Raw genomic sequence first — 23,605 nt, 5'->3', positions numbered from 1 at the left:
CCTCGATGGCGGCATATCTGGGCGGAAGTCAGCCACTGGACGCGATATCAGGGGCTAGGAATCCTCGACAGTACTTCCATTGGCTGCCAGCCGCCCAACGGTTTGCGCTTCTCAATTTCAAACTCAAACCAGCACCCGCCACCGCCCGGTCCCTGGTCGAACCGGCGATCAATGGCAAAGCCCGATAAGGCACAAAACAAGAGCGTGCCGATGCCGCCATGCCCGACGAACAGCACATCGCCTACCCCCGGGCTGGAGAGGCAGGTCTCGACCTCTTCCACAATCCTGCGCTGCGCATCCTGAGCCGTCTCCCAGCCGCGAACGCTTTGCGACGGGTTGGCAAAGAAGGCATCTGCGGTGTTCTCGAATTCTTCTGGAGGGAGGAAGCCGGTCGCGCTGCGGTCATTCTCGTGCATGCGAGGGCGCATTTCCAGATCAACGCCGAGAGCATTTGCAATCGGTTGCGCGGTCTCGATCGCCTTGGTTTCGTTGCTACAAACTACCCGCCGTGTCAGGGCGAGCAATCCAGGACGCGATGCCAAGGCGACGACCCGCCCCGCGCCGATCTCGTTCAGCGACCAGTTTGGCACGGTCTTCTCGGGCTCGATCCGAACCTGCGGATGGGTCAAATAGCGAACAGTCCTAGGCATGATGCATCCTGAGTTTAGATGTTGGTGAACCCCCCGCTCACACATTCTAAATCAGGGGTTCAGGACGTGAACCTGGACATTGCTGCCGGTTCGACAATTATTGGCCTTGCGGGTATTTTGCCGCTATCTGCATACAAACTCTCGGCTCCATGGTTCAGACCCGGCGCCGTCAAGCACCGAGCGAGCTAATGAGACGCCGGGCCGCCCTCGAGCGGACGCTCACTCTTTCAGCCGTGTATAGACGCCGCGCGTGGCCAAGGCCTCTTGCTGTCCGGGACGTGTGAAATAGAGTTCGAAGACATGGCGATCGTTGTTCTCGATTTTGATTACTGTGCGCATGCCGACCCGCTTGCCTACCGTGTCTTCGCCCGCGACGCCTTGGTCGGTGAAGGCCCCCGACATGCTGATCGGCCTTTGATTTCCCGATCCGGCGGCGCCTTTGTAGTACATCATGGTTGTATTGACAGGATCGATCGTGATCCACTCGTATCGGTCGTCCATGATGCTGTAGCCGAGCCAGCCTTTGCGCCAGATTGGCGCTCCGTCCAGCGTCCCCTCCATCGTATCTTCGATATAACGCTCGCCTGCCAACCACTGCCGACGGCTCGTGAGATCGTCCGTCACGAGCGGCGGCTGATCGGGGCTGCGGCCGAGCGTGCCGTAGAAGCTCAACTGGACCCGCCAGGTGCCAACTAGTGGCGCCAAAACCTCATGCGCCTGACCCGGCAATCCGCGACTAAGCCATTTCGGCAACTCGGACTGCGTCGGGGGCGCGGCCGCGGCCGAGCCATCTTGAGCCAATGCGCCGAAAGGAACGGGCAGGGCGAACGCAACGACAAATAGGGCAACGTGTAGTGTCTCAATGATTCTTTTCATCTGCGGTCCATTTGTTTATTTGAAATGTCAGTAACGCGCTTGATTGATGGTCACCGTTGTGAACTTGCCGCATGAATCCGATGGATACTGATCTCTTAACCCCTGAGACTTAATCTGTTAGATCATTCGATGCTGACCAGTGTTTCGCCTCCTGACACTTCTAGAATAGCGCCGGTCACGAAATCATTAGTCATCAGGAAAAGTGCGGCCTTGCCGATATCGTCGACCTTTCCAACCCGACCCGCTGGGAAGCGCTCGCGTACCAACGCGAAAAACGCCTCGCGCTTGGTTTGCGGCATGCCGGCCCACATCTCACTGTCTATGACGCCTGGACGGATTGTGTTGACGCGGATCGGACCGAGTTCGAGCGCAAGGGCTCGTGTCAGCGCCTCCAGAGCAGCGAACGCGACCATCATCATCGAAGCGCCCATGCGAGGCCTGGTCACCAAGCCACCAGTAGTGAATGTGATCGAACCGCCTTTCCGCATCTTGGGCGCCGCGTGCCGCGCGCAAGACCAACTGCCCAGGAACTTGCCAGACAGAACGGCCTGCGCGTCGGCCATCGTTTGGAAGAGGAAGGTTCCTCCAGGACTCGGTGGAGTTGCGGTGATGAGAAGGTGGTCGAGCGCTCCCAGTGTTTCGAACGCTTGCTCGACCGCCGCATCATCGGTCATGTCCAGCGACTGGAACGTGATCGAACCGTGGGCGCTTTGCTCTGCAGACAATTTTGCCGACGGGCGCCGCCCGAGCGCAATGACCTCGGCGCCTGCTTGAGAGGCTGCCCGGGCCGCCCCCATACCCATGCCACTTGTGCCGCCAACGATCACGACGCGCTGATTCAGAAGAGGCTGCGCGTCACCGATCATCGCGGATCTCTGCCGCTGGCATATGGGCTCAGCATCTCGAGCCACTGCGTCTCCATGTCGCCAGGCTCATATTCGCCGGCATCGGCGACGAACCTCTGGACATAGGCCTCGCCGAAGTGACTTTTGAGTGCAGCGATACTGCGCCAGACTTCGTAGATGACGATGAGATCAGGGTCAGATCGATCACGATGGATGTGGGACTGTAGACAGCCCGTTTCTGATCTCGTCGCTTCGAGATCCTCAAGCATCCGGGTAACGAGCGCTTCGCCTTTGACCAGGAGCGGCGCAATGCTTGGCGATAATGCAATAGGGCGTGTGTTCGCCAGTGGCTGGTGGGGGAAGATCAGGCAACACCAACGCCATATGAGTCTCCTTCTGGTAGCGGCCTAGGAGGTATTCTGCATTCACGCGTCATGCGTTCATGGCGCATGCGAGTGCGGGCTATTGCTCCTTCGATAATCCACCGCGACGGTCGTTGCTGGCTCGCGAATCGGTCGAAGTGGTTACGGCATTTGGGAATTTGCAGATCCTGGTGCGGCGCCGCTATGGCAGAAACGCTTGAATGTCTGGCCGTTTGTCGCGCCGATTACATCGGCTGTGGGTCGGATCAGGCGATATGCAGGACCGATGTCGTCTCTGTTATGCTCACCCGCGGCCGGAATCTCGGACCGCACCTGGCGAGACGCCTATGAAGCGTTTGAATGCCCTGCTGAAGGATGCATCGGACTCATATCCCAACTCCGACGCGACCTGTGACAGCGACATATATCCGTTCCGCAACCAGGATTCCGCCAGCCTAAGCCTCCATTGCAGGAGATAGCGGGCGGGGGATACGGATAATAGACTCTTGAATCGCTGCGAAAACCTCGATCGCGACAGCCCAGACAATGCCGCCAGGCGATCGACTGGCCAGTCTTCCCCGGGGGAGCGATGGATTCTTGCAAGCGCCGCCCCGATTTGTGGATCCTGCACGGCCGCCAGCCAACCGGTCAGATCGTTGGAACACGTCTCGACCCAGGTTCTGATTACCTGCGTCATGACAATATCGGCGAGGCGCGCCATTACCGTTGCCGAGCCGATTCTTTGCCCTTCAGCCTCGCGCGCCATCATCGCAACGAGGATTGGTAGGTCGGTATCGCCGTGCTCGGCATGACGGATATGCATCACCGGAGGCAGCAGTTCCAGCAGCGGATTTGCCGTCGGCCCCTCAAAGCCGATCGTGCAGCATGCGATCAACGATCGCGCACCGCTGCCGCCAGACTTCAACTCGTAAGTTCCGTTCCCAATCAACGCCGGTTTGACATCCGCAAGCGGCAAGGCTCGCCGTTTGGGCAGGTCGGACATGGTGTGCTCTGTTCCATGGGGCAGAAGAAGCACATCGCCCTTTTCGAGCAGCAGCGGCGGCAAGCTCTTGGCTTGTATCCAGCAATGACCTTCCAGCATCGCATGAAAACGTACACCCTCCCTGAACGGCACGGCGATGCCCCAGGGCGCCGTCAATTCGCTGCGGCCATATCGAGCATGGGCAAGACGCAAGTCGCGCAGAACTTCGCTCAGCAAGTCACTCTCGGCCGGCTGGTAGTCCATCGTTCCACGTCCAAGACCGGGCCGATTCATGGATCTAAGCGGATCGTCCATATGCATTCCTTTGCCTCGAACCTTTGCATACTCTTTATGCATCCCGTTAACTCTCGGTCGGCAAGCAGAAACTGCTGCGAATCGATCCTCTAGGGTCCTAAATCCAATAGGTCTGCATGATGCGGCTGCGCGACCACCGAATTTTCTCCGGCTCGCGCGTTCCCATGCCGAAGCGACGGCGCAATGTCCGGTATTTGGCAGGCTAGGTCGTGTGGCTGATCTGCTCGAACGGTAGAGTTTCAATCAAGTCCAGCTCTTTCGTGCGAGATATGGGAAGTCCGCAATGGAAAGTCCGCAACGGGACATCAGCGCTGGTTGCCGCGAATGTCGGTTATCCGATAGCAAAATGTGTTCATGAAGGTCGACTCGGGTCAAGATTAGGCCCGAGCCTGCGCCGAGCTGAATGTCTGCTCACTTACATCTCACACTAGAAGCTGCCTGTCCGCTATGCGGCCACAGAGCTGACACTCGAACAGGCCTACAATCGTGTTGATTGTTACCGCACGATCTCGCGGTGGCCGCCGGGCAGGCGCGTGGCGATGAGCTTGTCGATGCGGCGGCCGTCGAGGTCGACGACCTCGAAGCGCCAGCCCTGCGCATCGACGCATTCGCCGGTCGCCGGCAGATGGTGCATGTGCGACAACACGTAACCGGCGACGGTCTCGTAGTCGCGGTTCTCGGGCAGGTCGATGCCGAGAACGTCTGCCATCTCGTCGGCCTGCATGTATCCGGCGAGCAGCCATGAGCCGTCCTCGCGCTTGACGGCGTTCTCCTCGTCGCCGGCGTCGAGATCCGCCCGGAAGACGCCGGTGATGGCCTCCAGTATATCCGCCGGGGTGACGATGCCTTCGAAATGGCCGTATTCGTCATGGACCAGCGCCATCGGCACGTTGGATTCCTTGAGTGTCGAAAGGACATCCAGCGCGTCGGCCTGGTCATGGACGATGGGAGCGGCGCGCACGTGCCGGCGCGGGTCGAGCGCGCGACCTCCAAGCATCGCGGCCAGCACGTCGCGGGTCTGGACGACGCCGATCATGGCGTCGACGCTGCCATCGCCGGCTGGGAGGCGCGAATGCTGCGTCTCCATCAGGAGCTTGCGGGTCGCCGCGTCGTCGGACTGCAGGTTGATCCAGTCGACCTCGGTGCGCGGCGTCATCACCGCGCGGACGGCTCGGTCGCCGAGCCGCATGACGCCGGCGATCATGCGCCGCTCGTCCGATTCGATGGTGCCGTGATGTTCGGCCTCGGCGACCAGCATCTTGATCTCCTCGTCGGTGACCTTCTCCTCGCTTTCACCACGCTGGCCGAGCAGCCACAGCATGGCGCGGCCGGAGATGTCGAGCAGGAACACCAGCGGTGCCGAGACGGTGGCAAGGATGGTCATCGCCGGAGCAACTTTGGCGGCGACGCGCTCGGGATCGCGCAGCGCGATCTGCTTGGGCACCAGTTCGCCGATGATCAGCGAGAAGTAGGTGATGAGGGCGACGACGATGCCGACGCCGATCGGGTCGGCAAGGCTTTCGCGCACACCCGTCGATTCCAGGAACACAGACAGCCGCTCGCCCAGCGTGGCGCCGGAAAACGCGCCTGATAAAACACCGACCAGGGTGATGCCGATCTGCACCGACGACAGGAATTTGCCGGGATTGGAGCCGAGCGCCAAGGCACGGCCGGCACCCGTGACGTTGCGGTCGATCATTGCCTTGAGACGGGCAGGCCGCGACGAGACAATGGCAAGCTCGGACATTGCCAGAAGGCCGTTCACGCAGATGAGGACGACCACGATAGCGATTTCAACGTAAAGCATGAGGGGTCAATAGCATTGCGGCGAGGTCTTCGAAAATAGATGGACGTCATTTTTCATGGCGGCGGGGGCAACCATCTCATGCGGCGTCCCATGTCGGCGACGAAAAATGCTCGATCAGGGCGTCGACGACGACACGGACCTTTGGCGTCAGGCTGCGTGTCACCGGCCAGACGGCATGCACCACGATGTCTTCGACGAGACAGTCCGACAGGACCGTCTCGAGTTCGCCGCTCTTGAGGCTGTCGGCCGCCAGCCAGGTCGGCAGAAAGACGATGCCGCAGCCGGCAAGGGCTGCATCCAGCATCGGTTCGCCGTGACCGAGGACAAGCCGCGCCCTTGGCAGGAATTTTCCAATATGGCCGTCGGCATGCTTTACGGTCCAGGGCCGGACAACGCCGTCGCGGCCGTAGCCGATGACGCCGTGGTTTGCGAGATCATCAACCGATCGCGGCCTGCCGTGTTTTTCGAGATAGGAGGGGGCCGCGCAGATGGCCGAGCGCTGGGCGTAGATGCGGCGCGCGGCGAGCGACAGGCTGTCATCCAGGTCGCCCATTCGGACCGCCAGATCGATGCCTTCCTCGATCAGGTCGACGCGCCGGTCGTTGAACGAGATTTCGATCGTCAGATCCGGAAACCGCTTGGATATCTCGAAGAGCACAGGTGCCACGCATCTGCGGCCGAAGGCCAGGGGCACGTCGACGCGAAGCCGGCCGGAAGGCACCAGCCGACGTGCGGCAAGCAATGACTGGGCGGCTTCGATTTCGGACAGTGCCCTGACGCAGGCTTCATAATAGCCCAAGCCTTCACTGGTCGGGCTCAGGCTGCGGGTCGTGCGGTTGAGCAGGCGAACACCCAGTCGCTGTTCCAATTGCGCGATCGATTTTCCGACCGCCGATTTCGTCACATGCAGCCGTCTGCCGGCATCGGTGAAGCTGCCGGCCTCGACCACCTGAACGAATGCGAGAATGCCTTGCAGGCTGGCTGGTTCCAACGCCGCTCTCCGTTGTATATTTTTTCTCGTCAATCTGTTTCCAAATATGCGCTACCGGAGAGTTTTATTCCATAGCGAAACCGCATAGATGTCCGGCGTAGTCACCAAACGCGGAGCACGGAACGAGATGAGCCTCGATATCAGCAGGTCCGGCATCAACAGATCCTGGCAGACGGGCGAATTCGGACTGTCCAGGTCGAAGCCTGTCCGGGCAGGATTCCGGAACGGCCGGTCTCGCGATCCTAGCGGCAAAGCCAAAGCTGCGTGAAGGAGAACACCATGCCAGGACAACGCTTCAGGGTCGGTATCGTCGGATTGCAACCGGGCAGGAGTTGGGCGGCACGGGCCCATATTCCTGCGCTCAATGCACTATCGGAGAGCTTCGAGATCGTCGGCGTCGCCAACACCAACTTGGCCAGCGCCGAGAAGGCGGCCGGCGCGACCGGACTGCCGCGGGCCTTCGCCAGCGTTGCCGAGTTGATCGCGGCGCCGGAGATCGACATCGTCACTGTTACGGTGAAGGTGCCTCCTCACCTGGAGATCGTGAAAGCGGCGATCGGCGCGGGCAAACACGTCTACTGCGAATGGCCGCTTGGCAACGGGTTGGCCGAGGCTGAGGAACTCGCCGCGCTTGCCCGGGCCAAGGGCGTCCTGGGCGTGGTCGGAACCCAAGCGCGCGTTGCTCCCGAAATTGAGTATCTGCGACATCTGATCGCCGACGGGTTCGTCGGCGAGGTGCTGTCGACCACCTTGGTAGCGCGGGGCGGCGGCTGGGGAGGCTCCATCTCCGAAAAGAAGATCTACGCCTATCTGCTGGATCGCGCCAACGGCGCCACCATGCTGACGATCCCGGTGGGGCACACGCTGGCGGCGCTCAGGGATGTGCTCGGCGAAGTCGCGGAGGTATCCGCGGTGCTGGCCACGCGGCGGCCCACGGCGCTCGCCGTCGATACCGGGGAAACGCTGCCCGTGTCCGCCCCTGACCAGGTGCTGGTCAGCGGGGTCCTCGCCAGCGGCGCGCCCCTGTCCATCCATTATCGAGGCGGGGCAGCTCGATATGACGAAGGCCTGGTCTGGGAGATCAACGGCACGGAAGGCGATATCCTGATATCGGGTCCTTCCGGCCACACGCAGATGGTGCAGCTTTCCCTCAAAGGCGCGCGGAACGGGGAGAAGGTGTTCCGGCCGCTGGAGGTCCCCGCCTCATACCGTTCCGGCTGGCCGGAGGATGTGGAGCCGGGGAACGTCGCCCGCGTTTATGCCAGGATGGCCCAGGATCTGCGCGAGGGTACCCGCTCGGCGCCGAGCTTCGAGGATGCGGTCGCAGTGCATCGCATCATCGCCGCGATCGAGAGAGCAGCCGAAAGCGGAAGCCGCACCGCGCTGGCGTGATCGGGCCGGCCAAGGATCGCCAGCGACGCTCCTACGGCAGCTGCCTGAGCACGCCCACCACCGCCTTGCCGTCGGTGAAGTAAGGGTCGCCACCGCCATTGCGCCCAGCCTTTGTCGCACCGATGCCTGATATCTCGCTGGTCGAGATCAGCATGCCTGCGGCGGACAGGTCGTGGATCAGGAAGTCGCGCTCGGCGTCGATGTCGGGACCGATATGGTGAGTGATCGCGCCGGTGTCGTGGCTGAGCCCAACGCCGCGATCGAAGCTTGCCGAACCCAGCCAGAGCGGCCGGCCATCGTCTCCGGTCGCATCGGTCTGCCAGAAGCGGACGTGATGACGCCGGTCGGCACTGTCGCCGACCGGCTTCTCGAAGGCCAGATCCTGTGCTCGGCCTTCGAATAACAACCGGCTGACCGGCGCGTCGGGATAGGGCCGATCGAACAGCACGCTTTCGCCGATCTCGATCGCGGTCTTCAGCGTGATGGCGTCGGCCGTGTCCCATCCGGCGACCGCGAAGGCATGGACCAGCTCTTTTCTGGTACCGACGAGGCCGACATTGATCGGATCGCCCGCAATGCCTTGCGGCGTGTGCGTCACCATCTCGAAGCGCTGTGTGCGGAAGTTGCGGTCCCGCAGGGTCCAGAATTCCGGCGCGGCGAAATAGGCGAGCACGAGATAGCCGGCACAGAACGCCACCAGCCAGGTCGTTGCGCGTCGTCGAAGGCTTCGTCGGCTCACGAGGTACCACCCCGGTGATATGGCATCACTTTATGTGGCGTCATTCTACGCGGCGGCGCAGACCTTGGGCAGTGGGCATGCGTTCGGTGTCATGTTGTTTGGAGCATCGGGTTATCCCAAAACCGGTATCCACTTTTGGGTCCGATGCTCTAGCGGCAGGCGCGGTAGCCGTTCTTGCGGTTTTTGATGTCGAAATGAAAATGGTTGCGGTGGTCGTAATTGTAGCCGGGACCAAGCACCGTGGTGAAATACTGACAGCCGTCGGCGCGCACAGTGTTGAGGAAGCCGCGCGTGCGGAAGGCGAACAGCCCGGGCTTGCGCACGTCGATGTCGTTGCCATTGCTGAGCTCGATGCTCATGATGTCGAGGGCGTTGCCCTTGCCGTGCTCCGACAGCACGCCTTCGCCGGCGATCCTGCGGCAGGAATAGCTCGAGCCCTGGCGAATGGTCTTGACGCCGGAGAAATAACGCCAGCGGGCGGACGGAACCAGTTCATTCCTGGTCCAGCCGGCGAAGGTGGCGGCCATGTCGCAGGTCAGCGTCGCGGCTGGCTTCATCCCGATGCTGCCGACGGCCGAGACTTTGACCGGATAGTCGATGCCGCACTGGCCTTCGTGGATCGGCGCAAGGTCGGTGTAGACGACGCCCAGGCGTTTCAACTCCTTGCGGCAGTCGATCTCGCTGGCCGGCATCTGTTCGGTCGGCGCCATCGGCTCGTCCATGCGTGGATAGGCGGCGGTCATGTACGGGTTGGACGGGACGAGGCTCTGCATGCCGGCATATTTCGGGACAGCTGATGTCTGGCTGCCGACATCGACGGCCGGTTCCAGCGAAAGCACGCTGCCTGTGGTGCAGGCTGAGATCGCCGCGATCGCAAGCGCGCCGGCAATCATGCGCGCGCGTCTGGTTTGCCGCACGGCGACAAACGCGGCGCGAAATATCCCGGCCATCGACAAGATCCCTGTCCCAGAGCCTGATCCCGATCAGGCTCTGCCTAATTGTTTGATCCTGATCTTTCTCCGAAAACCGGATCCCACTTTTCGGGATCATGATCAGATGAGACAGAGCTTAACCGCCAAGAGTAAAGGAAAAATCAGCGGCCGCGTTTACGGCTGCGGCCAAATTGCGGCACGCATGCCGGTCCGGGATCATGTCACTGGCAGAAGGTGCCGCCGTTGCGGCGCGGTGCAAGGTCGAGATGGAGATGCAGCGAGTGATCCGCATCGCTGCCCGGGCCGAGCACGGTTTTGAACGGTCCGCAGGCTGCCTTGCGCACCGCATTCAGGAATTTCGCGTCCTTCTCCGGTAGCGCTGGGCCGACGTCGATTTTTCTGCCGCTCGAAAACGTGAAGCTGGCGATGTCGAGCGCGTTGCCGAAAGCATGTTCCGACAGTTTCCCTCCGCCATGGCGCGGCCGGCAGACAAAGGCGGATGCCTGGCTGAGCGACTTGAGATTGGCGCCGAGCTCGGCCTTGGCCGCCGGCTGGATGATATCGATGGCGAAGCGCGCGGCGGCCTCGGCCATCTGGCAGTTCAGCTCGGTTTCGGGGCCGATAGCAACGGATCTGCCCAACGTCTTGAGCGCGATCGGATAGGGGATCGAGCAGCCGACCGCCGCATCGTGCTCGGCCTTGCGTTCCTCGAAGTCGACGCCCATCGACTTTAGCCGCCTGCGGCAGGCAAGTTCCTCCTCCGGCATTTTTTCCTGCGGCACAGAGGCCGAGCGCGGGTCGGGAGGGATTTCTTTCCCCTGCGCTTGCGTCGGCTTCTCCGGCGGTTTCGGGGCGGTGGCCGGCGGTTCCGCCTCGGCGGGCTTTTGGCTTGGCGCTGGAGCGATTGCCGGTGGCTCCGGCCGGGTTTCCTTAGGCTGGTCCTGCTGGTTCAGCGTGTCGGTCGCGGGAGGCTTTGGCACATCAGGGCGCGGCTCGGGAACCGGCACGTCGGCAGGTGCGGCTTCTTGCGCCGATTGCGATCGATTGAACTCCGGGACGGGCACGGTTTCAGGCAATTCCGGAGCTTGGGCCAGCGCCGTTCCTGCGAACAGTATCGCCGCCGCCAAAGGCAGCGCCAATCTGAGCAATCCGGGAAGGGTGAGCGCCGCCATTCGATCTTAACGGCGGGCGAATGCGGAAGTTGCCCTGAATGAGGGTTTGGCCGATCACGAACGGTAACCGCGGCGTTACGCACCGATCGCTTCCAGCCCTTCCTCCAGCCAGTCGGCCAGCAGCGGCATGCCGAGCAGATATTTCGCCGTGCGCTTGTTGGCGCGCTCGCGCGCGGCCGCCAGCGCGTCCGCCCATTCCGAGGCGTCATAGTCGCCGCGGCCAACCCAGGCGAGTGCTACGAGTTCGGCTGCCTCGTCGACATTGAGATCGTTGATCAGCTCGCGCAGTTCTTCTTCGGTGAGGTTTTCGGAGCTTTCCTCGACGAGACCGTCATGGTGGTGGTTGTCGTGCGCCTGGCCGTCGAGCTCTACCTCGTGCTCGGCGCCATCGGCATAGTCTTCGTTGACGGCGGCGCTCAGCGCCTTCGCCTTGAGGATGAACAGGCGCACCGTGTCGGGACCGATCGAAAGCTCCCATTCCTTTTCAAGAGGCCGCCGCACTGGCATTCTCCGTATACTCCGTTTGCCGTTTGCCGTATGTTGGATGATAGCGAATTTGCAGCGCTCGTCACGTCATGTTCGGCTCTTCAATTTTTGCGGCCGGCACGGACCGTTTCCAAAACGTTTCAGCAGGCCACGAGTTTTTCCGGGATGAAACGGCTTTTGCCCGGCGTTAGTCCTGCATTGTCATGCTTCAAGGAGGCTTCGATGCGCAGACGATTGCTGATTCAGGTTCTGGCGGTTGCCGCCTTGCCGCTGTTTGCTGTTCCGGTGTTTTCGGCCGGTGAAGGTGGGGGCGGGAGCGACCAGACCACCACCCAGTGCAAGAAAGGCACGGTCTGGGACAAGAAGCTGAAGAAGTGCGTTGCACCCAAGCAGGGCATGCTGGACGACGACAACATCTATGAAGCCGGCCACGCGCTGGCGATGGCCGGACGTTATGGTGAGGCTATCGCCGTGCTCAGCCTGGCCGCCAACAAGCAGGACCCACGCATCCTCAACTATCTCGGCTACTCGCATCGCCATTCCGGGCGCGTCACCGTCGGCCTCGGCTACTACGAGGAAGCGCTGCGCATCGATCCTGATTACACGCTGGTGCGTGAATATCTCGGCGAGGCGCATCTGCAGATCGGCGATCTCGCCGGCGCCCAGAAACAGCTCCGCGAGATCGAGAAGCGCACCGGCAAGGGATCTCGTGAATACGGCATGCTGTCTGAGCAGATAGACCATTTCATGAAGAGCTGATTCGACTTCAAAACGCTCTCATACCGGCTGCGAGCAATCGCAGCCGGTTTTTTGTTACCGCTCGCCCTGCCGGCCGCGCTGCCGTGACGGCATTTCCACAAATGGGCGGGTGAATTTTTAAAAACCGATTTTTTTGGCGTGAAAAACCCGCGAAGATTGCTATATTGGGGGAAATTGCGGTGAGACGGTTCCGTTAGCCCGAGGCTGCCGGACCGTTTTCTTTTTGTACCCATCGACAAGGTCGCTCCCGGAATGCGGGGGCGGCGGCAGGAAAGGTCAGGCATCATGAACAAGGTCCCGATGACAGGCGAGGGGTTCGCGTCATTGAAGGAAGAACTGCGCTGGCGGCAGCAGGAAGAACGGCCGCGCATCATCGAAGCGATCTCCGAAGCGCGCTCGCATGGCGATCTTTCCGAAAACGCCGAATACCACGCGGCGAAAGAGGCGCAGAGCCTCAATGAAGGCCGCGTCAACGAGCTTGAGGACTTCATCGCGCGTGCCGAAGTGATCGACGTCACCAAGCTCAGCGGCGAAAAGGTCAAGTTCGGCGCGACCGTGGTGTTGGTCGACGAGGATACGGAAGAGAAGAAGACCTACCAGATCGTCGGCGACCAGGAAGCCGACGTGAAGTCCGGCCGCATCTCGATCTCCTCGCCGATCGCGCGGGCGCTGATCGGCAAGGAAGTCGGCGATGCGATCGAGGTCAACGCGCCAGGCGGTGCGCGGGGCTACGAGATCGTCCAGGTGCAGTTCATCTAGGGCCTGTTGATAATTCTACTCTGGCGGCCGACTAGCGACTCGCCAGAGCGAATTCTGAAAAGGTCCTATGTCGCGGCCTGCGATTTGAGCGCCAGCAGCCTCTCGGCCTCCGCCACCACCTCCGCAGGCGCGACGTGACCGCCAGGCGCAGCCAGCAGCGTTGACGAGAACGGCCCGCGCGGGCCGGTCAGGCCGGGTTCTGTCGCCAGAAACACGGCGACGGTGGGCAGGCCGAAGGCACTGGCGAGGTGAGTGAGGCCGGTGTCGGCGCCGATGATCAGCACCGAGCGGCCGATGATCGCGGCGATCTCGGCAAGCGGTAATTTCGGCACCAGCACGGTCTGCCGAACGGCCGCGGCAATCGCTTCGGCAACCGCCTTTTCTCTGTCGTTAGACCAGGTGGTGACCGGCGTCATTCCTCTCTCCACGAGAAGCCCGGCAGTCTCGATCCAGTCGCCTACCGGCCATTTCTTGTCCTCGCGGCTGGTGCCGTGCAGCAGCAAGGTGGGGTTTTCGCCGACAAAGGTCGAACCGCCGGCTGGCGGCACGATGCCGGACTCAAGCCTGGAAAAATCCGGTTCATAGCCGAGCGCCAGCCCGAACAGGCGCCTTGTGCGTTCGATGGCGTGCAGATCGCGCGGCACGGCATAGCGGCGGTCGTAGAACAAAGTCGCCGAAGGCTCGCGGGCGCTCGAGCGGTCGAAGCCGGCGATCGGCGCCGCGGCCAGTTTCGCCACCAGGGCCGATTTCAGCAATCCTTGCGCATCGATGACGAGATCGTAGCGGCAATCGCGCAAGGCGCGACGCAATCTTGCCGCCTCGCGCCATGTGCCGCGGCCGAGTGGGCCTGTGCGCCAGCGCCGGATCGCCACGGTGTGGATGGTTGCGATGGCTGGATGCAGCGCCACGATGCCGGCAAAGGCTTCTTCCACGCACCAGTCGAACGATACGTCCGGCCGGTAGCGGCGAGCATCCTCGACGGCCGGAAACGTGTGGATGACGTCACCCATCGAGGATGTCTTGACGATGAGCACCCTCATGCGGCGGCCGGCATTTCCAGCAGCCGTTCCGCTGCTGCCGCGACCTGTGACACCTCGAGCGTCTTCAGGCAATTGAGATGGCCGAGCGGGCAGATTTTCTGGTGGCAGGGCGAACAGGACAGGCCGAGCCAGACCAGTTCGCGCTGCTCGGCGAGCGGCGGCGTATTCTCAGGCGAGGTCGAGCCATAGACGGCAACGATCGGCGTGCCGACCGCGGCGGCGACATGCATCAGCCCGCTGTCGTTCGATACCGCAAGCCTGGCCGCGGCGATCAGGTCGATGGCGTCCTCCAGCCGCGTCTGGCCGGCGAGATCGACAGCGCCTGGTGCAAGCGTAGCGATTTCCGCCGTCACCTCGGCGTCGTTCTTCGATCCGAACAGTGCGACCCTAAAACCTTTCGCCATCATGTCGCCGGCAAGACCGGCATAGCGTTCGCTCGGCCAGCGTTTGGCGGGCCCGAACTCGGCGCCGGGCATAAGTGCCACGAATTTGTTCGCCTCCAGCCCGAAACGGCCCAGCAGTGCCGCCTGGTTTTCTGTGTCGATGGCGAGCCTCGGGGCCCGGAACGTGCCCCCTTGGGCGAGGCCGAAATAGGCCTGCGCCGTGCGCCGTTTCACCTGGTCGGGCAAGGGAACGATATCGGTCAGCAGCCCGTAGCGCATTTCCTTGAGATGGCCGATGCGGCGCGGAATGCGGGCAAAGAACGGGACCAGCGCCGACTTCCAGCTTCCAGGCATGATATAGGCCATGTCGTAATGGCCGCGCAGCAGGCGGCCGAAGCGCCTTCGGGTGCGGAATTCCAGTGCGCCGGATTTCAGCGGCAGTTCGACCTGCTGGCGTATTTCGGGCATGCGCTTGACCAGTGGCGCCGCCCATGCCGGCGCCAGCACGTCGATCGCGGCGTTCGGGTGAAGCTCCCTCAGCGCCGAGAACAGGCACTGCGCCATCACCATGTCGCCCACCCAGCGTGGGCCGATCACGAGGATCGTTGGGCTTTCAGCCATTCGACATAGTCTCTGACGCCGGTTTCCACTGTGCGAAACTGACCATTGTAGCCGGCGGCGCGCAACCGGGACATATCAGCTTGCGTAAAGCTCTGGTAGCTGCCCTTGAGGTGGTCGGGGAAGTCGATGAACTCGATCTCGCCTTTGCCCAGCGCGCCGATCACCGTTTCGGCAATGGCGCGGAACGGCTGGGCAAGGCCGGTGCCGCAGTTGAAGATGCCGCTTAAGCCGCGTTTCCACAGCCACAGATTGACGTCGGCGACATCGCCGACATGGATGAAATCGCGGCTCTGCTCGCCGGGTCCGAAACCTTCATAGGCGCCGAACAGCTTCGGGTTTTGGCCTTGCTCGACCTGATTGAACAAGTGGAAGGCGACCGAGGCCATGGCGCCCTTATGCGCCTCGCGCGGTCCGTAGACGTTGAAATAGCGCAGGCCCGCTACCGGCGAATGATCGGTATCGAAGACGGTGCGGCGGACATAGTCGTCGAACAGCTTCTTTGAATAGGCATAGACATTGAGCGGGCGTTCGCATTCCGGCTCCTCGCGAAACTCGGCGCCACCGCCGTAGACCGACGCGGAGGAGGCGTAGAGGAAGGGCACCCGCAGCGCGAGGCAGGCATGCAGCAGCCGCTTCGAATAGGCGTAGTTGACCTCCATCATGAACCTGCCGTTCCACTCGGTGGTGGTCGAGCAGGCGCCCTGGTGGAAGACGGCCTCGATGCGGCCAAGGTCCCCCGCCTCCATCCGCGGCAGGAAATCGTCCTTGTCGAGATAATCGGCGATCTGCAGATCGGCGAGATTGGCGATCTTGTGGCCGTCGGTCAGGTCGTCGACGACGAGGATGTCGCTAATCCCTTCGGCGTTGAGGGCGGCAACGATGTTGGAGCCGATCATGCCGGCGCCGCCCGTGACGATGATCATGAAAGCCTCTGGTATCTTGTGCCGATTCCGGCCCTTATAGGGGAGGCTGGCGAGGCTGTCGATAAAGCAGGTCGCAATCCGGCGGCTGGGTGAGCGTCACAGTGCCGCCGCAAAGCAATCGCTTCAGTCGGCGACTCACCGGCGAAGCGCGACAGGAGCAAGGCAATGCCGTCGACCGAACTGCTTATCGCCTTCTTCGCCACCACGGCGATCTTTGCCTACATTCCCGGTCCGGCGATGCTTTACGCTGCTGCGCAAACCATGGCGCGCGGCCGCTGGTCCGGCCTGACGGCGGCGCTGGGCATTCATCTTGGCGGCTACGTGCATGTCATCGCCGCTGCTGCCGGGCTGTCCGTGCTTTTCCACGCGGTGCCGACGCTCTACGTGGCGGTCAAGCTGGCCGGCGCGCTCTATCTGATCTGGCTGGGTGTCTCGCTGTTCCGCGCCAAGGCGCAAGACGATGCCGTCATCCCGGGCATTGTGCCGAAATCGGCCCGCCGCGCCTTTTTCGAGAGCATCACCGTCGAGGTGCTCAATCCCAAGACGGCGATCTTCTTCATGGCGTTCCTGCCGCAATTCATCGACGCGTCGGCGACATTTCCCGTCTGGCTCCAATTCCTCGTTCTCGGGACGATCGTCAATCTGATGTTCTCCTCGGCGGATGTCATCTGCGTGGTGCTGGCAGGCGCGCTGATCACCAGGCTGCGGCGCTCGAGCCACGCGCAGCGCCTCATGCGGCGTGCGGGCGGTGCGGTGCTCGTCGGATTGGGCGTTCATGTGGCTTTGCAGAAAAGCTGATCCGCCAACCGGCGTTGACTCTGATCCGCTCGGCGCCCGCCGTTGCGTTGGGCCGAATTGCGGTATATCGGCTTCGCCATGAACGACCAGCCCTGCCAGTCCAGTGCTTTCGCAGCACCGGGACCGGTTCCCATTGCACGTCGCGGATGACATGAGCGAGCAATACCTGCCTTCTCCCGAACCCCTTCACCGCGCCATCTCGCGGTTCAGCGGCGTCACCGTGCTGGTGGTCGGCGACTTCATCCTCGACCGTTTCGTCAACGGCGTCATCGAGCGGATTTCGCCTGAAGCGCCTATTCCGGTGCTGCGCGGGCGCGGCGAAACGTCGGCGATGGGCGGCGCCGGCAATGTCGTCTCCAACATCGTCTCGCTCGGCGCTGCCGCGATACCAGTCTCGGTGATCGGCGACGATCAGGCCGGCGACAATCTCATGCGCATGCTCGCCGAGCTTGGTGTCGACACCGGCGGCCTCGCACAGGACGCGAACCGCATGACGTCTTCGAAAAGCCGGTTCAGCGCGCTCAACCAGCAGGTGCTGCGCTTCGACGAAGAGGAAATCAAGCCGCTGGGCGACGCAGAGCGGGCGACACTGGTCCGGTATTTCCGCACCGCGCTCGTGCAAGCCGACATCGTCATCCTGTCCGACTACGGCAAGGGCATGTTGCTCGACGGCGTCGCCGCCGAACTGATCTCGATCTGCCGCGAAGCGGGAAAGCCGGTGCTGGTCGATCCCAAGGGCCGCGACTATGCGTGCTATGCCGGGGCGACGGCGATCACGCCCAATCGCAAGGAACTTGGCGAAGCGGTCGGACGCGCGGTATTTGCCGATGACGAGATCGTGGCCGCGGCGCGTGAGTTGATCTCGGCACATGGCTTCGGTTTCGTCGTCGCGACGCGCAGCGAAAAAGGCATGAGCGTCGTCGGCGCGGACGATGCCCGGCACATCGCCACGCAGGCGCGGGAAGTGTTCGACGTTTCCGGCGCCGGCGACACTGTCATTGCGACGTTTGCGTTGGCTCTTGCCGCGGGCGCCGACCGCATCATGGCCGCCGCCATCGCCAATGCGGCGGGTGGCGTGGTGGTGGGAAAGCGCGGTACCGCGCGGCTGACGGTCGAGGAACTCACCGGCGCGTTGTTTCGCTCGCACGGACCGATTGCTCACAAGGATGCAATCCTCGATGCCGCCGCCGCTGCCCGGCTGGTGGCGACGTGGAAGGACGAAGGCCTGAGCGTCGGCTTCACCAATGGCTGTTTCGATATCCTTCACGCTGGCCATGTCAGCCTTTTGCACGCGGCGCGCAGCCAGTGCGACCGGCTGGTTCTCGGCCTCAACAGCGATGCCTCGGTGCGCCGGCTGAAAGGGCCGGGGCGCCCGGTCAACGACGAGCATGACCGCGCCTGCGTGCTGGCGGCGCTTGCCTCGGTCGATGCCGTCGTCGTCTTCGAGGAAGACACGCCGCTCGGCCTGATCGAGGCGCTGAAGCCCGACATACTGGTCAAGGGCGCCGATTATACGATCGATCAGGTGGTCGGCGCCGAAGTGGTGCAGAAGGCGGGCGGCCGCGTCGTGCTGGTCGATCTCGTCGCCGGCAAGAGCACCACCGGCACCATCGGCAAGTTGCGCGCCGGCAGTACAAACTGAGGGTTTCATGTCCGAACTGAACGATTACCTGGTCCGCTCGGCGGCCGCGATCACCGCGATGGTCGAGCGCGACCTCAGCAGCGAGATGGAGCGGGCGGTTACCGCTGTCGTCGCCGCACTTTCGCAAGGGAAGGCGCTGCTGATCTGCGGCAATGGCGGCTCGGCGAGCGACGCAATCCACATCGCCGGCGAACTGGTCGGCCGCTTCCTGAAGGAGCGCAAGGCCTACAACGTGATCGCGCTGCCGGCCAATGCGGCGGTGCTGACCGCCTGGGGCAATGATTACGGCTTCGACACGGTGTTTTCACGCCAGGTCGAGGCGCATGGCGCGGCGGGTGCTGTGCTGCTCGCCATCTCGACCAGCGGCAACTCGGCCAGCATCCTCGCCGCCGCCGAACAGGCGCGCATGATGGACATGACGGTGATCAGCCTGACCGGCGACACCGGCGGCAAGCTCAAGCCGCTCTCCGACATCCTGCTCAACGTGCCCTCGACCTCGACGCCGATCATCCAGCAGGGGCATCTGTGCCTCTATCATCATCTGTGCGAAATGGTCGAAGCGCGCCTCTGCGATGGCTGACATCGGCCCTGTGGTAAGGTCGAATCCGTACCCGCTCGAAGAGCCGGGCCTGTGGGTCGAGCGGATCGATACCTCGGTCTTTCCAGCCGGCACGCCGGCGCTGTTCCTCGATCGTGACGGCACCATCAATGTCGATAGCGGCTATCCCAGCGATCCGGCTGACATCGTGCTGCGGCCGGAGATGCTGCCGGTGATCCGAACGGCCAACATTGCAGGCCTTCCTGCGATCGTGGTCTCCAACCAGTCGGGCATAGCTCGCGGTTATTTCGGCTGGCCGGATTTCGCCGCCGTCAATGCTCGGCTGCTGGCGCTTCTCGAAGCGCAGGGTTGCCGGATCGATCTGGTGCTCGCCTGTGCCTACCATTCGAGCGGGACGGGTGAACTGGCAGCAGGTGATCATCCGATGCGGAAGCCCAATCCGGGAATGCTTCTGCGCGCCCGCGATCTGCTGGGCGTGGATATCAGCCGATCGATAATCGTCGGCGACAAGGCTGATGACATGGAAGCCGGACGGCGAGCCGGGCTATGCGAGGGCTGGTTGGTGCACGGCAGATTCAATCGGACTTCTAGCGACGGTACTTTCACAACCCGCAAGCTGACGACCGGCAGCGACCATAGGAAACTATGCGAGACCATCGCTGGACTCGGCGGGGATTAGGTTCTTATTTCGCTGAAAGCCACCAGGCCCTCGTCCTTGACCCGGCGGATGGTCAGTGCAGTGCGCACCGTGTCGACATTCGGCGCCGAGGCCAGTTCCTCGATTACGAATGTCTGGAAGGTGCCGAGGTCGCTCGCCACGCAATGCAGCAGGAAATCGGATTCGCCCGACACCATCCAGGCGTCGCGCACGATCGGCCAACCGCGGGTGCGTTCGGCGAAGGTTTTCAGCTCCGCGTCGGCCTGGTGGTGCAGGCCGATGAGGCAGAAGGCGACGACGTCCAGGCCGAGCGCCGGCGCATTGAGCAAGGCGCGGTAGCCGCGGATAATGCCGGTCTCTTCCAGTCGCCTGACACGGCGCAGGCATGGCGGCGCCGAAATGCCGACCCGGCCGGACAGCTCGACATTGGTCATGCGCCCGTCTTGCTGAAGCTCGCGCAGGATCTTCCAGTCGATGGCATCGAGATCGGCTTTGAGCGGCATGGATACCTTCGGCGCTTCACGCAAGAATCTTTCGTGATCTTGTAATTAAACGACTTCGGTGTCCATTCCATCCCTTCAGCCGGTGATTTTCGGACAGTCACTGCGCAAGATGTTCATGGATCGTCTGTTTGTGCCGAAGCTTTCCGGGGACGAAGGCCAGGTCGTCTTGCTGGCGTCGCCTGCAACACCTAGATTAGGGCCGATATCGATCCCTGTGCCGGACGCTTCATTCGCGTCCGGTTGTTGTGAAAGCCCTGCTATGACCACCAAGCACGCGCCCGTTCTCATCATCGGCTCCGGTCCCGCCGGCTATACGGCGGCAATCTACGCCGCCCGCGCCATGCTGAAGCCGATGCTGGTCGCCGGTCTGCAGCAGGGCGGTCAGTTGATGATCACCACCGATGTCGAAAACTATCCGGGATTCGCCGATCCGATCCAGGGTCCGTGGCTGATGGAACAAATGCTGAAGCAGGCCGAGCATGTCGGCACCGACGTCATCAACGACATCATCACCGAGGTCGACCTCAATGTGCGGCCGTTCCGAGCCAAGGGCGATTCCGGCACCACCTATACCGCCGACGCCCTGATCATCGCCACCGGCGCGCAGGCGAAATGGCTGGGCATCCCGAGTGAACAGACCTTCATGGGCTTCGGCGTGTCGGCCTGCGCCACCTGCGACGGCTTCTTCTATCGCGGCAAGGATGTTGCGGTGATCGGCGGTGGCAATTCGGCGGTGGAGGAGGCGCTCTATCTGTCCAACCTGGCAAAGAGCGTGACGGTCATCCATCGGCGCAGCGACTTCCGCTCCGAGCGCATCCTGAGTGAGCGGCTGTTCAAGAAGGACAATGTCCGCGTCATCTGGGACACCGTCGTCGACGAGATCACCGGCCAGTCCGGCAAGATGCCGCTGCCGCCGTCGGTGGAAGGGCTGAAGCTGCGCAATGTGGTGACCGGCCAGGAGATGCATCTGACGGTCGACGGCGTGTTCGTGGCGATCGGCCATGCGCCGGCGGTCGAGCTGTTCGCCGGCAAGCTGAAGCAGAAGCCGAACGGCTATCTGTGGACGGCGCCGGATTCGACCTGCACCGACGTGCCGGGCGTGTTTGCCGCCGGCGACGTGACCGACGACATCTACCGCCAGGCGGTGACGGCGGCGGGGCTCGGCTGCATGGCGGCGCTCGAGGCGGAAAAGTACCTTGCCGGGATCGAAGTTCACCGCGAAGCAGCGGAGTAAGGAAGCGGCCGAGAAAAGCCGCGCAAAAGCCTGATTTTTCATTCAGACGCCAAAAAACAGAACGAGGGGCATCATGGCGTTGGACTGGGACAAGCTACGCGTGTTTCACGCTGCCGCGGAAGCTGGGTCATTTACCCATGCCGCCGAGACACTGCATCTGTCGCAATCGGCGATTTCACGGCAGGTCAGCGCGCTCGAACATGATGTCGGCGTGCCGCTGTTCAATCGTCATGCCCGCGGTTTGGTGCTGACCGAGCAGGGTGAAATGCTGTTCCGCACGGCTCATGACGTGCTGATGAAGCTGGAGACGATCAAGTCGCGGCTGACCGAGGCCAAGGACCGGCCCTCCGGCGTGCTCAGGGTGACGACCACGGTGGGGCTTGGCGCCGGCTGGCTGACGGAGCGCGTGCAGGAATTCATCGAGCTCTATCCCGAGATCAGCCTGCAGTTGATCCTGGCAAACGAGGAACTCGACCTCACCATGCGCCGGGCGGACTGCGCGATCCGGCTGCGCCAGCCGCAGCAGCCTGATCTCATCCAGCGCCGCCTGTTCACCGTGCATTTTCATCTCTACGCGGCGCCCTCCTACGTCAACAAGTATGGCAAGCCGGCGTCGATCGCCGAGTTGAAGGCCCATCGCATCGTCACCTTCGGCGTGCCGGTGCCGGCGCATCTGTCGGAATTGAACTGGCTGGAAACGGTTGGCGATTTCGAAGGCGGGCAAAGGGTGCCGACGCTGCAGATCAACGACATATTGTCGATCAAGCGCGCGGTACAGGGCGGCGCCGGCATCGCCATGCTGCCCGACTATGTGGTCAGCAAGGACTCAGGGTTGGTGCAGTTGCTGCCGGAGACCGAAGTGCCGTCCTTCGACACCTATTTCGCCTATCCCGATGCGATGAAGAACCAGGCGAAACTGCATGTCTTCCGCGATTTCATCATCGCCAAGGCGCGCAGCTGGTCGTTCTAGACTAATCCCTTCTGCAAATCGCCTCCCGCTTTGCAGCGCGGGCGATCATCTCCTACTGGCCGCACCATGGCGTCAGTCGGGGCAGCCAGCCTGGAACGGCGTGGCGGTAGGCCTCGTAGTCGGCGCCGTAGCGGCGGGCGAGCGTCGGTTCCTCGTAGAGCTTCACGAACGAGACCATGGCGATGGCGGCGATAGTGGCATAGGCGACCAGAGCCCAGCTCGAAAGCAGCAGCGCCTGGCCAAGGATGATCGACAGCACCGCCAGATACATCGGGTTGCGGACATGGCGGTAGATGCCGCCGACGACCAGCCGTTCGGTAGGCGCGACCGGGGCGGGCGTGCCCAGGCCTTCGAGAGCAAAACGGGCGAAGGCATGAAGCAGCAGGGCCGCTGCGACGACAATCACGACCCAGCCGACCGGGACCAAGCCGGGCAGGGTCGACCATGGCAGACGATAGCGATCGGTCAACAGCCAGGGCAGCAATCCCGCGACCACGCCGGGCGCTGCGACGAAGAATAATGCGCTGCCGGCGATCGCCCAAGGTGTCCTCATTGAGGCCTCCTTCCAGGGCGACGTGCTTCCACTTGGACGCGCAAGGTACGCTCTAGCACTTTGAATCTGCGCATCGTGTTTCCGAACCGAAGGTCAGCGCAGCAAAATCGATTCCGGTTTTCGGGCCGATGCGAGGCTGCCGCAAAAATAAACGCGTGCTGCCTGCTTCGACGTCATTCGCTGTTTCTGCGTTCTGGGCTGAGAATCTGCTCTGATTCGCTGCTTGACAATGATTTTTGCCTGACTGTGCATCGCATTTCGACGATTTTGCTGGTCCTACGAAGGCAAGGAATGGGTTAGACCACAGCCTGTGTCATTTTGCATGCGTGTGTTGCAAAATAGATGCTTGTTTCTTGGGCATGATGAGCACATATATAGATCATCTCCTGGGCGCGTTCTCCTCCCATTAGCGCCCTCGAGTGTTCCCCTCTGGAGGTTAGCCCTGACAGGCACTTCCAATCAAACTCAGCCGGATCTTCATTGATCCGGCTTTTTTGTTGCCCGAAACCTGCTGGCGCTGAGGGAAAGCCGACCGAAATTGTCACGTAACAGTGACATGTAACCTCAGGTAACCTGTCACAGGCGCTCAGCATCGACTAAGCAGATCATAGGACGCGGTGTGGTTCGTGCGGGAGATGGGGGCATCACTCGGAC

25 protein-coding genes are annotated in these 23,605 nt (G+C 62.4%); 9 read left to right on the top strand and 16 right to left on the bottom strand.

From position 1 onward, the window contains the following. Positions 1–47: 47 nt before the first annotated feature. The 7 genes from RPG13_RS28600 to RPG13_RS28570 form a co-directional block, all read right to left on the bottom strand. Positions 48–650 carry a histidine phosphatase family protein gene (locus RPG13_RS28600; RefSeq protein WP_095488881.1) on the bottom strand — a complete coding sequence of 201 codons (603 nt, stop codon included), beginning with the start codon at positions 648–650 and terminating at the stop codon, positions 48–50. 219 nt (positions 651–869) lie between these two features. Then, positions 870–1,526 carry a DUF1579 family protein gene (locus RPG13_RS28595; protein WP_128243248.1) on the bottom strand — a complete coding sequence of 219 codons (657 nt, stop codon included), beginning with the start codon at positions 1,524–1,526 and terminating at the stop codon, positions 870–872. Between the two features lie 122 nt (positions 1,527–1,648). Beyond that, positions 1,649–2,392: an SDR family oxidoreductase gene (locus tag RPG13_RS28590; protein WP_095488883.1), complete on the bottom strand. Its 744-nt coding sequence runs from the start codon at positions 2,390–2,392 to the stop codon at positions 1,649–1,651. After that, complete coding sequence (locus tag RPG13_RS28585) at positions 2,389–2,670, bottom strand: putative quinol monooxygenase (protein WP_337127069.1); 282 nt, start codon at positions 2,668–2,670, stop codon at positions 2,389–2,391. The genes RPG13_RS28590 and RPG13_RS28585 overlap by 4 nt, the downstream gene beginning before the upstream one ends. A gap of 367 nt (positions 2,671–3,037) precedes the next feature. After that, a complete protein-coding gene (locus RPG13_RS28580) occupies positions 3,038–3,979 on the bottom strand; it encodes an AraC family transcriptional regulator (RefSeq protein ID WP_206616851.1) in 942 nt (313 codons plus the stop codon). A 547-nt stretch (positions 3,980–4,526) separates the two neighbouring features. Then, positions 4,527–5,837: a hemolysin family protein gene (locus tag RPG13_RS28575; protein ID WP_095488885.1), complete on the bottom strand. Its 1,311-nt coding sequence runs from the start codon at positions 5,835–5,837 to the stop codon at positions 4,527–4,529. A 76-nt stretch (positions 5,838–5,913) separates the two neighbouring features. After that, positions 5,914–6,828, bottom strand: coding sequence for a LysR family transcriptional regulator (locus tag RPG13_RS28570; protein WP_337126599.1), 915 nt, complete (start codon positions 6,826–6,828; stop codon positions 5,914–5,916). 279 nt (positions 6,829–7,107) lie between these two features. Here RPG13_RS28570 and RPG13_RS28565 point away from each other — a divergent pair, with 279 nt between their 5' ends. Further along, a complete protein-coding gene (locus RPG13_RS28565) occupies positions 7,108–8,220 on the top strand; it encodes a Gfo/Idh/MocA family protein (protein ID WP_292224317.1) in 1,113 nt (370 codons plus the stop codon). A gap of 31 nt (positions 8,221–8,251) precedes the next feature. Here the strand turns inward: RPG13_RS28565 and RPG13_RS28560 are convergent, their stop codons facing one another. The 4 genes from RPG13_RS28560 to RPG13_RS28545 all read right to left on the bottom strand — a co-directional run bounded on the left by RPG13_RS28560 (position 8,252) and on the right by RPG13_RS28545 (position 11,570). Beyond that, positions 8,252–8,959, bottom strand: coding sequence for an LssY C-terminal domain-containing protein (locus RPG13_RS28560; protein ID WP_337126598.1), 708 nt, complete (start codon positions 8,957–8,959; stop codon positions 8,252–8,254). Between the two features lie 149 nt (positions 8,960–9,108). Next, the gene (locus tag RPG13_RS28555; protein ID WP_292224311.1) at positions 9,109–9,909 is read right to left on the bottom strand and encodes an extensin-like domain-containing protein; all 801 of its coding nucleotides are present in this window, start codon (positions 9,907–9,909) and stop codon (positions 9,109–9,111) included. Positions 9,910–10,112: 203 nt separating this feature from the next. Beyond that, positions 10,113–11,063, bottom strand: coding sequence for an extensin-like domain-containing protein (locus RPG13_RS28550; RefSeq protein ID WP_337126597.1), 951 nt, complete (start codon positions 11,061–11,063; stop codon positions 10,113–10,115). Positions 11,064–11,138: 75 nt separating this feature from the next. Beyond that, positions 11,139–11,570 (bottom strand): DUF3775 domain-containing protein, encoded by a 432-nt coding sequence (locus RPG13_RS28545; protein WP_442921363.1) that lies wholly within the window; start codon positions 11,568–11,570, stop codon positions 11,139–11,141. Positions 11,571–11,771: 201 nt separating this feature from the next. Here RPG13_RS28545 and RPG13_RS28540 point away from each other — a divergent pair, with 201 nt between their 5' ends. Together RPG13_RS28540 and greA are read left to right on the top strand one after the other, a co-directional pair. Then, positions 11,772–12,308, top strand: coding sequence for a tetratricopeptide repeat protein (locus RPG13_RS28540; protein ID WP_337126596.1), 537 nt, complete (start codon positions 11,772–11,774; stop codon positions 12,306–12,308). Positions 12,309–12,593: 285 nt separating this feature from the next. After that, on the top strand, positions 12,594–13,067 hold the full coding sequence (greA, locus tag RPG13_RS28535; protein WP_065012064.1) for a transcription elongation factor GreA: 474 nt from the start codon (positions 12,594–12,596) through the stop codon (positions 13,065–13,067). A 65-nt stretch (positions 13,068–13,132) separates the two neighbouring features. On the opposite strand, the gene waaC is transcribed toward greA, so the two are convergent. Genes waaC through rfaD form a run of 3 tightly spaced genes read right to left on the bottom strand, consistent with a single transcriptional unit; the run spans position 13,133 to position 16,034 of the window. Further along, positions 13,133–14,107 carry a lipopolysaccharide heptosyltransferase I gene (gene waaC, locus RPG13_RS28530; RefSeq protein WP_095488891.1) on the bottom strand — a complete coding sequence of 325 codons (975 nt, stop codon included), beginning with the start codon at positions 14,105–14,107 and terminating at the stop codon, positions 13,133–13,135. Further along, on the bottom strand, positions 14,104–15,111 hold the full coding sequence (gene waaF / locus RPG13_RS28525; protein WP_127294735.1) for a lipopolysaccharide heptosyltransferase II: 1,008 nt from the start codon (positions 15,109–15,111) through the stop codon (positions 14,104–14,106). The genes waaC and waaF overlap by 4 nt, the downstream gene beginning before the upstream one ends. Beyond that, a complete protein-coding gene (gene rfaD / locus RPG13_RS28520; protein WP_126105316.1) occupies positions 15,084–16,034 on the bottom strand; it encodes an ADP-glyceromanno-heptose 6-epimerase in 951 nt (316 codons plus the stop codon). The genes waaF and rfaD overlap by 28 nt, the downstream gene beginning before the upstream one ends. Positions 16,035–16,199: 165 nt before the next feature. Here rfaD and RPG13_RS28515 point away from each other — a divergent pair, with 165 nt between their 5' ends. The 4 genes from RPG13_RS28515 (at position 16,200) to RPG13_RS28500 (ending at position 19,712) form a co-directional block, all read left to right on the top strand. Then, complete coding sequence (locus RPG13_RS28515) at positions 16,200–16,832, top strand: LysE family translocator (protein WP_128243261.1); 633 nt, start codon at positions 16,200–16,202, stop codon at positions 16,830–16,832. Between the two features lie 151 nt (positions 16,833–16,983). Further along, positions 16,984–18,474, top strand: a complete 1,491-nt coding sequence (gene rfaE1 / locus RPG13_RS28510; RefSeq protein ID WP_337126595.1) for a D-glycero-beta-D-manno-heptose-7-phosphate kinase — start codon at positions 16,984–16,986, stop codon at positions 18,472–18,474. 7 nt (positions 18,475–18,481) lie between these two features. Further along, positions 18,482–19,054: a D-sedoheptulose-7-phosphate isomerase gene (locus RPG13_RS28505; RefSeq protein WP_095488895.1), complete on the top strand. Its 573-nt coding sequence runs from the start codon at positions 18,482–18,484 to the stop codon at positions 19,052–19,054. Next, a complete protein-coding gene (locus RPG13_RS28500; protein WP_337126594.1) occupies positions 19,047–19,712 on the top strand; it encodes a D-glycero-alpha-D-manno-heptose-1,7-bisphosphate 7-phosphatase in 666 nt (221 codons plus the stop codon). Before RPG13_RS28505 ends, RPG13_RS28500 begins: the two co-directional genes overlap by 8 nt. On the opposite strand, the gene RPG13_RS28495 is transcribed toward RPG13_RS28500, so the two are convergent. Then, positions 19,709–20,194 carry an Lrp/AsnC family transcriptional regulator gene (locus RPG13_RS28495; RefSeq protein ID WP_292714825.1) on the bottom strand — a complete coding sequence of 162 codons (486 nt, stop codon included), beginning with the start codon at positions 20,192–20,194 and terminating at the stop codon, positions 19,709–19,711. The two genes, RPG13_RS28500 and RPG13_RS28495, sit on opposite strands and share 4 nt — an antisense overlap. 259 nt (positions 20,195–20,453) lie before the next feature. Between RPG13_RS28495 and trxB the strand changes: the two genes are divergently transcribed. Together trxB and RPG13_RS28485 are read left to right on the top strand one after the other, a co-directional pair. Continuing rightward, positions 20,454–21,428 (top strand): thioredoxin-disulfide reductase, encoded by a 975-nt coding sequence (gene trxB, locus RPG13_RS28490; RefSeq protein WP_128243264.1) that lies wholly within the window; start codon positions 20,454–20,456, stop codon positions 21,426–21,428. A gap of 73 nt (positions 21,429–21,501) precedes the next feature. Continuing rightward, complete coding sequence (locus RPG13_RS28485) at positions 21,502–22,398, top strand: LysR family transcriptional regulator (RefSeq protein ID WP_126105318.1); 897 nt, start codon at positions 21,502–21,504, stop codon at positions 22,396–22,398. Between the two features lie 52 nt (positions 22,399–22,450). Here RPG13_RS28485 and RPG13_RS28480 read toward each other — a convergent pair whose 3' ends face one another. Further along, positions 22,451–22,951: a methyltransferase family protein gene (locus RPG13_RS28480; RefSeq protein WP_292624076.1), complete on the bottom strand. Its 501-nt coding sequence runs from the start codon at positions 22,949–22,951 to the stop codon at positions 22,451–22,453. Positions 22,952–23,605 lie beyond the last annotated feature (654 nt).

It is taken from the genome of Mesorhizobium sp. ISC15, from assembly GCF_037162615.1.
Taxonomy (GTDB): Bacteria; Pseudomonadota; Alphaproteobacteria; order Rhizobiales; family Rhizobiaceae; genus Mesorhizobium; species Mesorhizobium mediterraneum.
The sequence above is the reverse complement of the archived record's forward strand: the minus strand, read 5'-3'. Positions and strand labels throughout refer to the sequence as shown.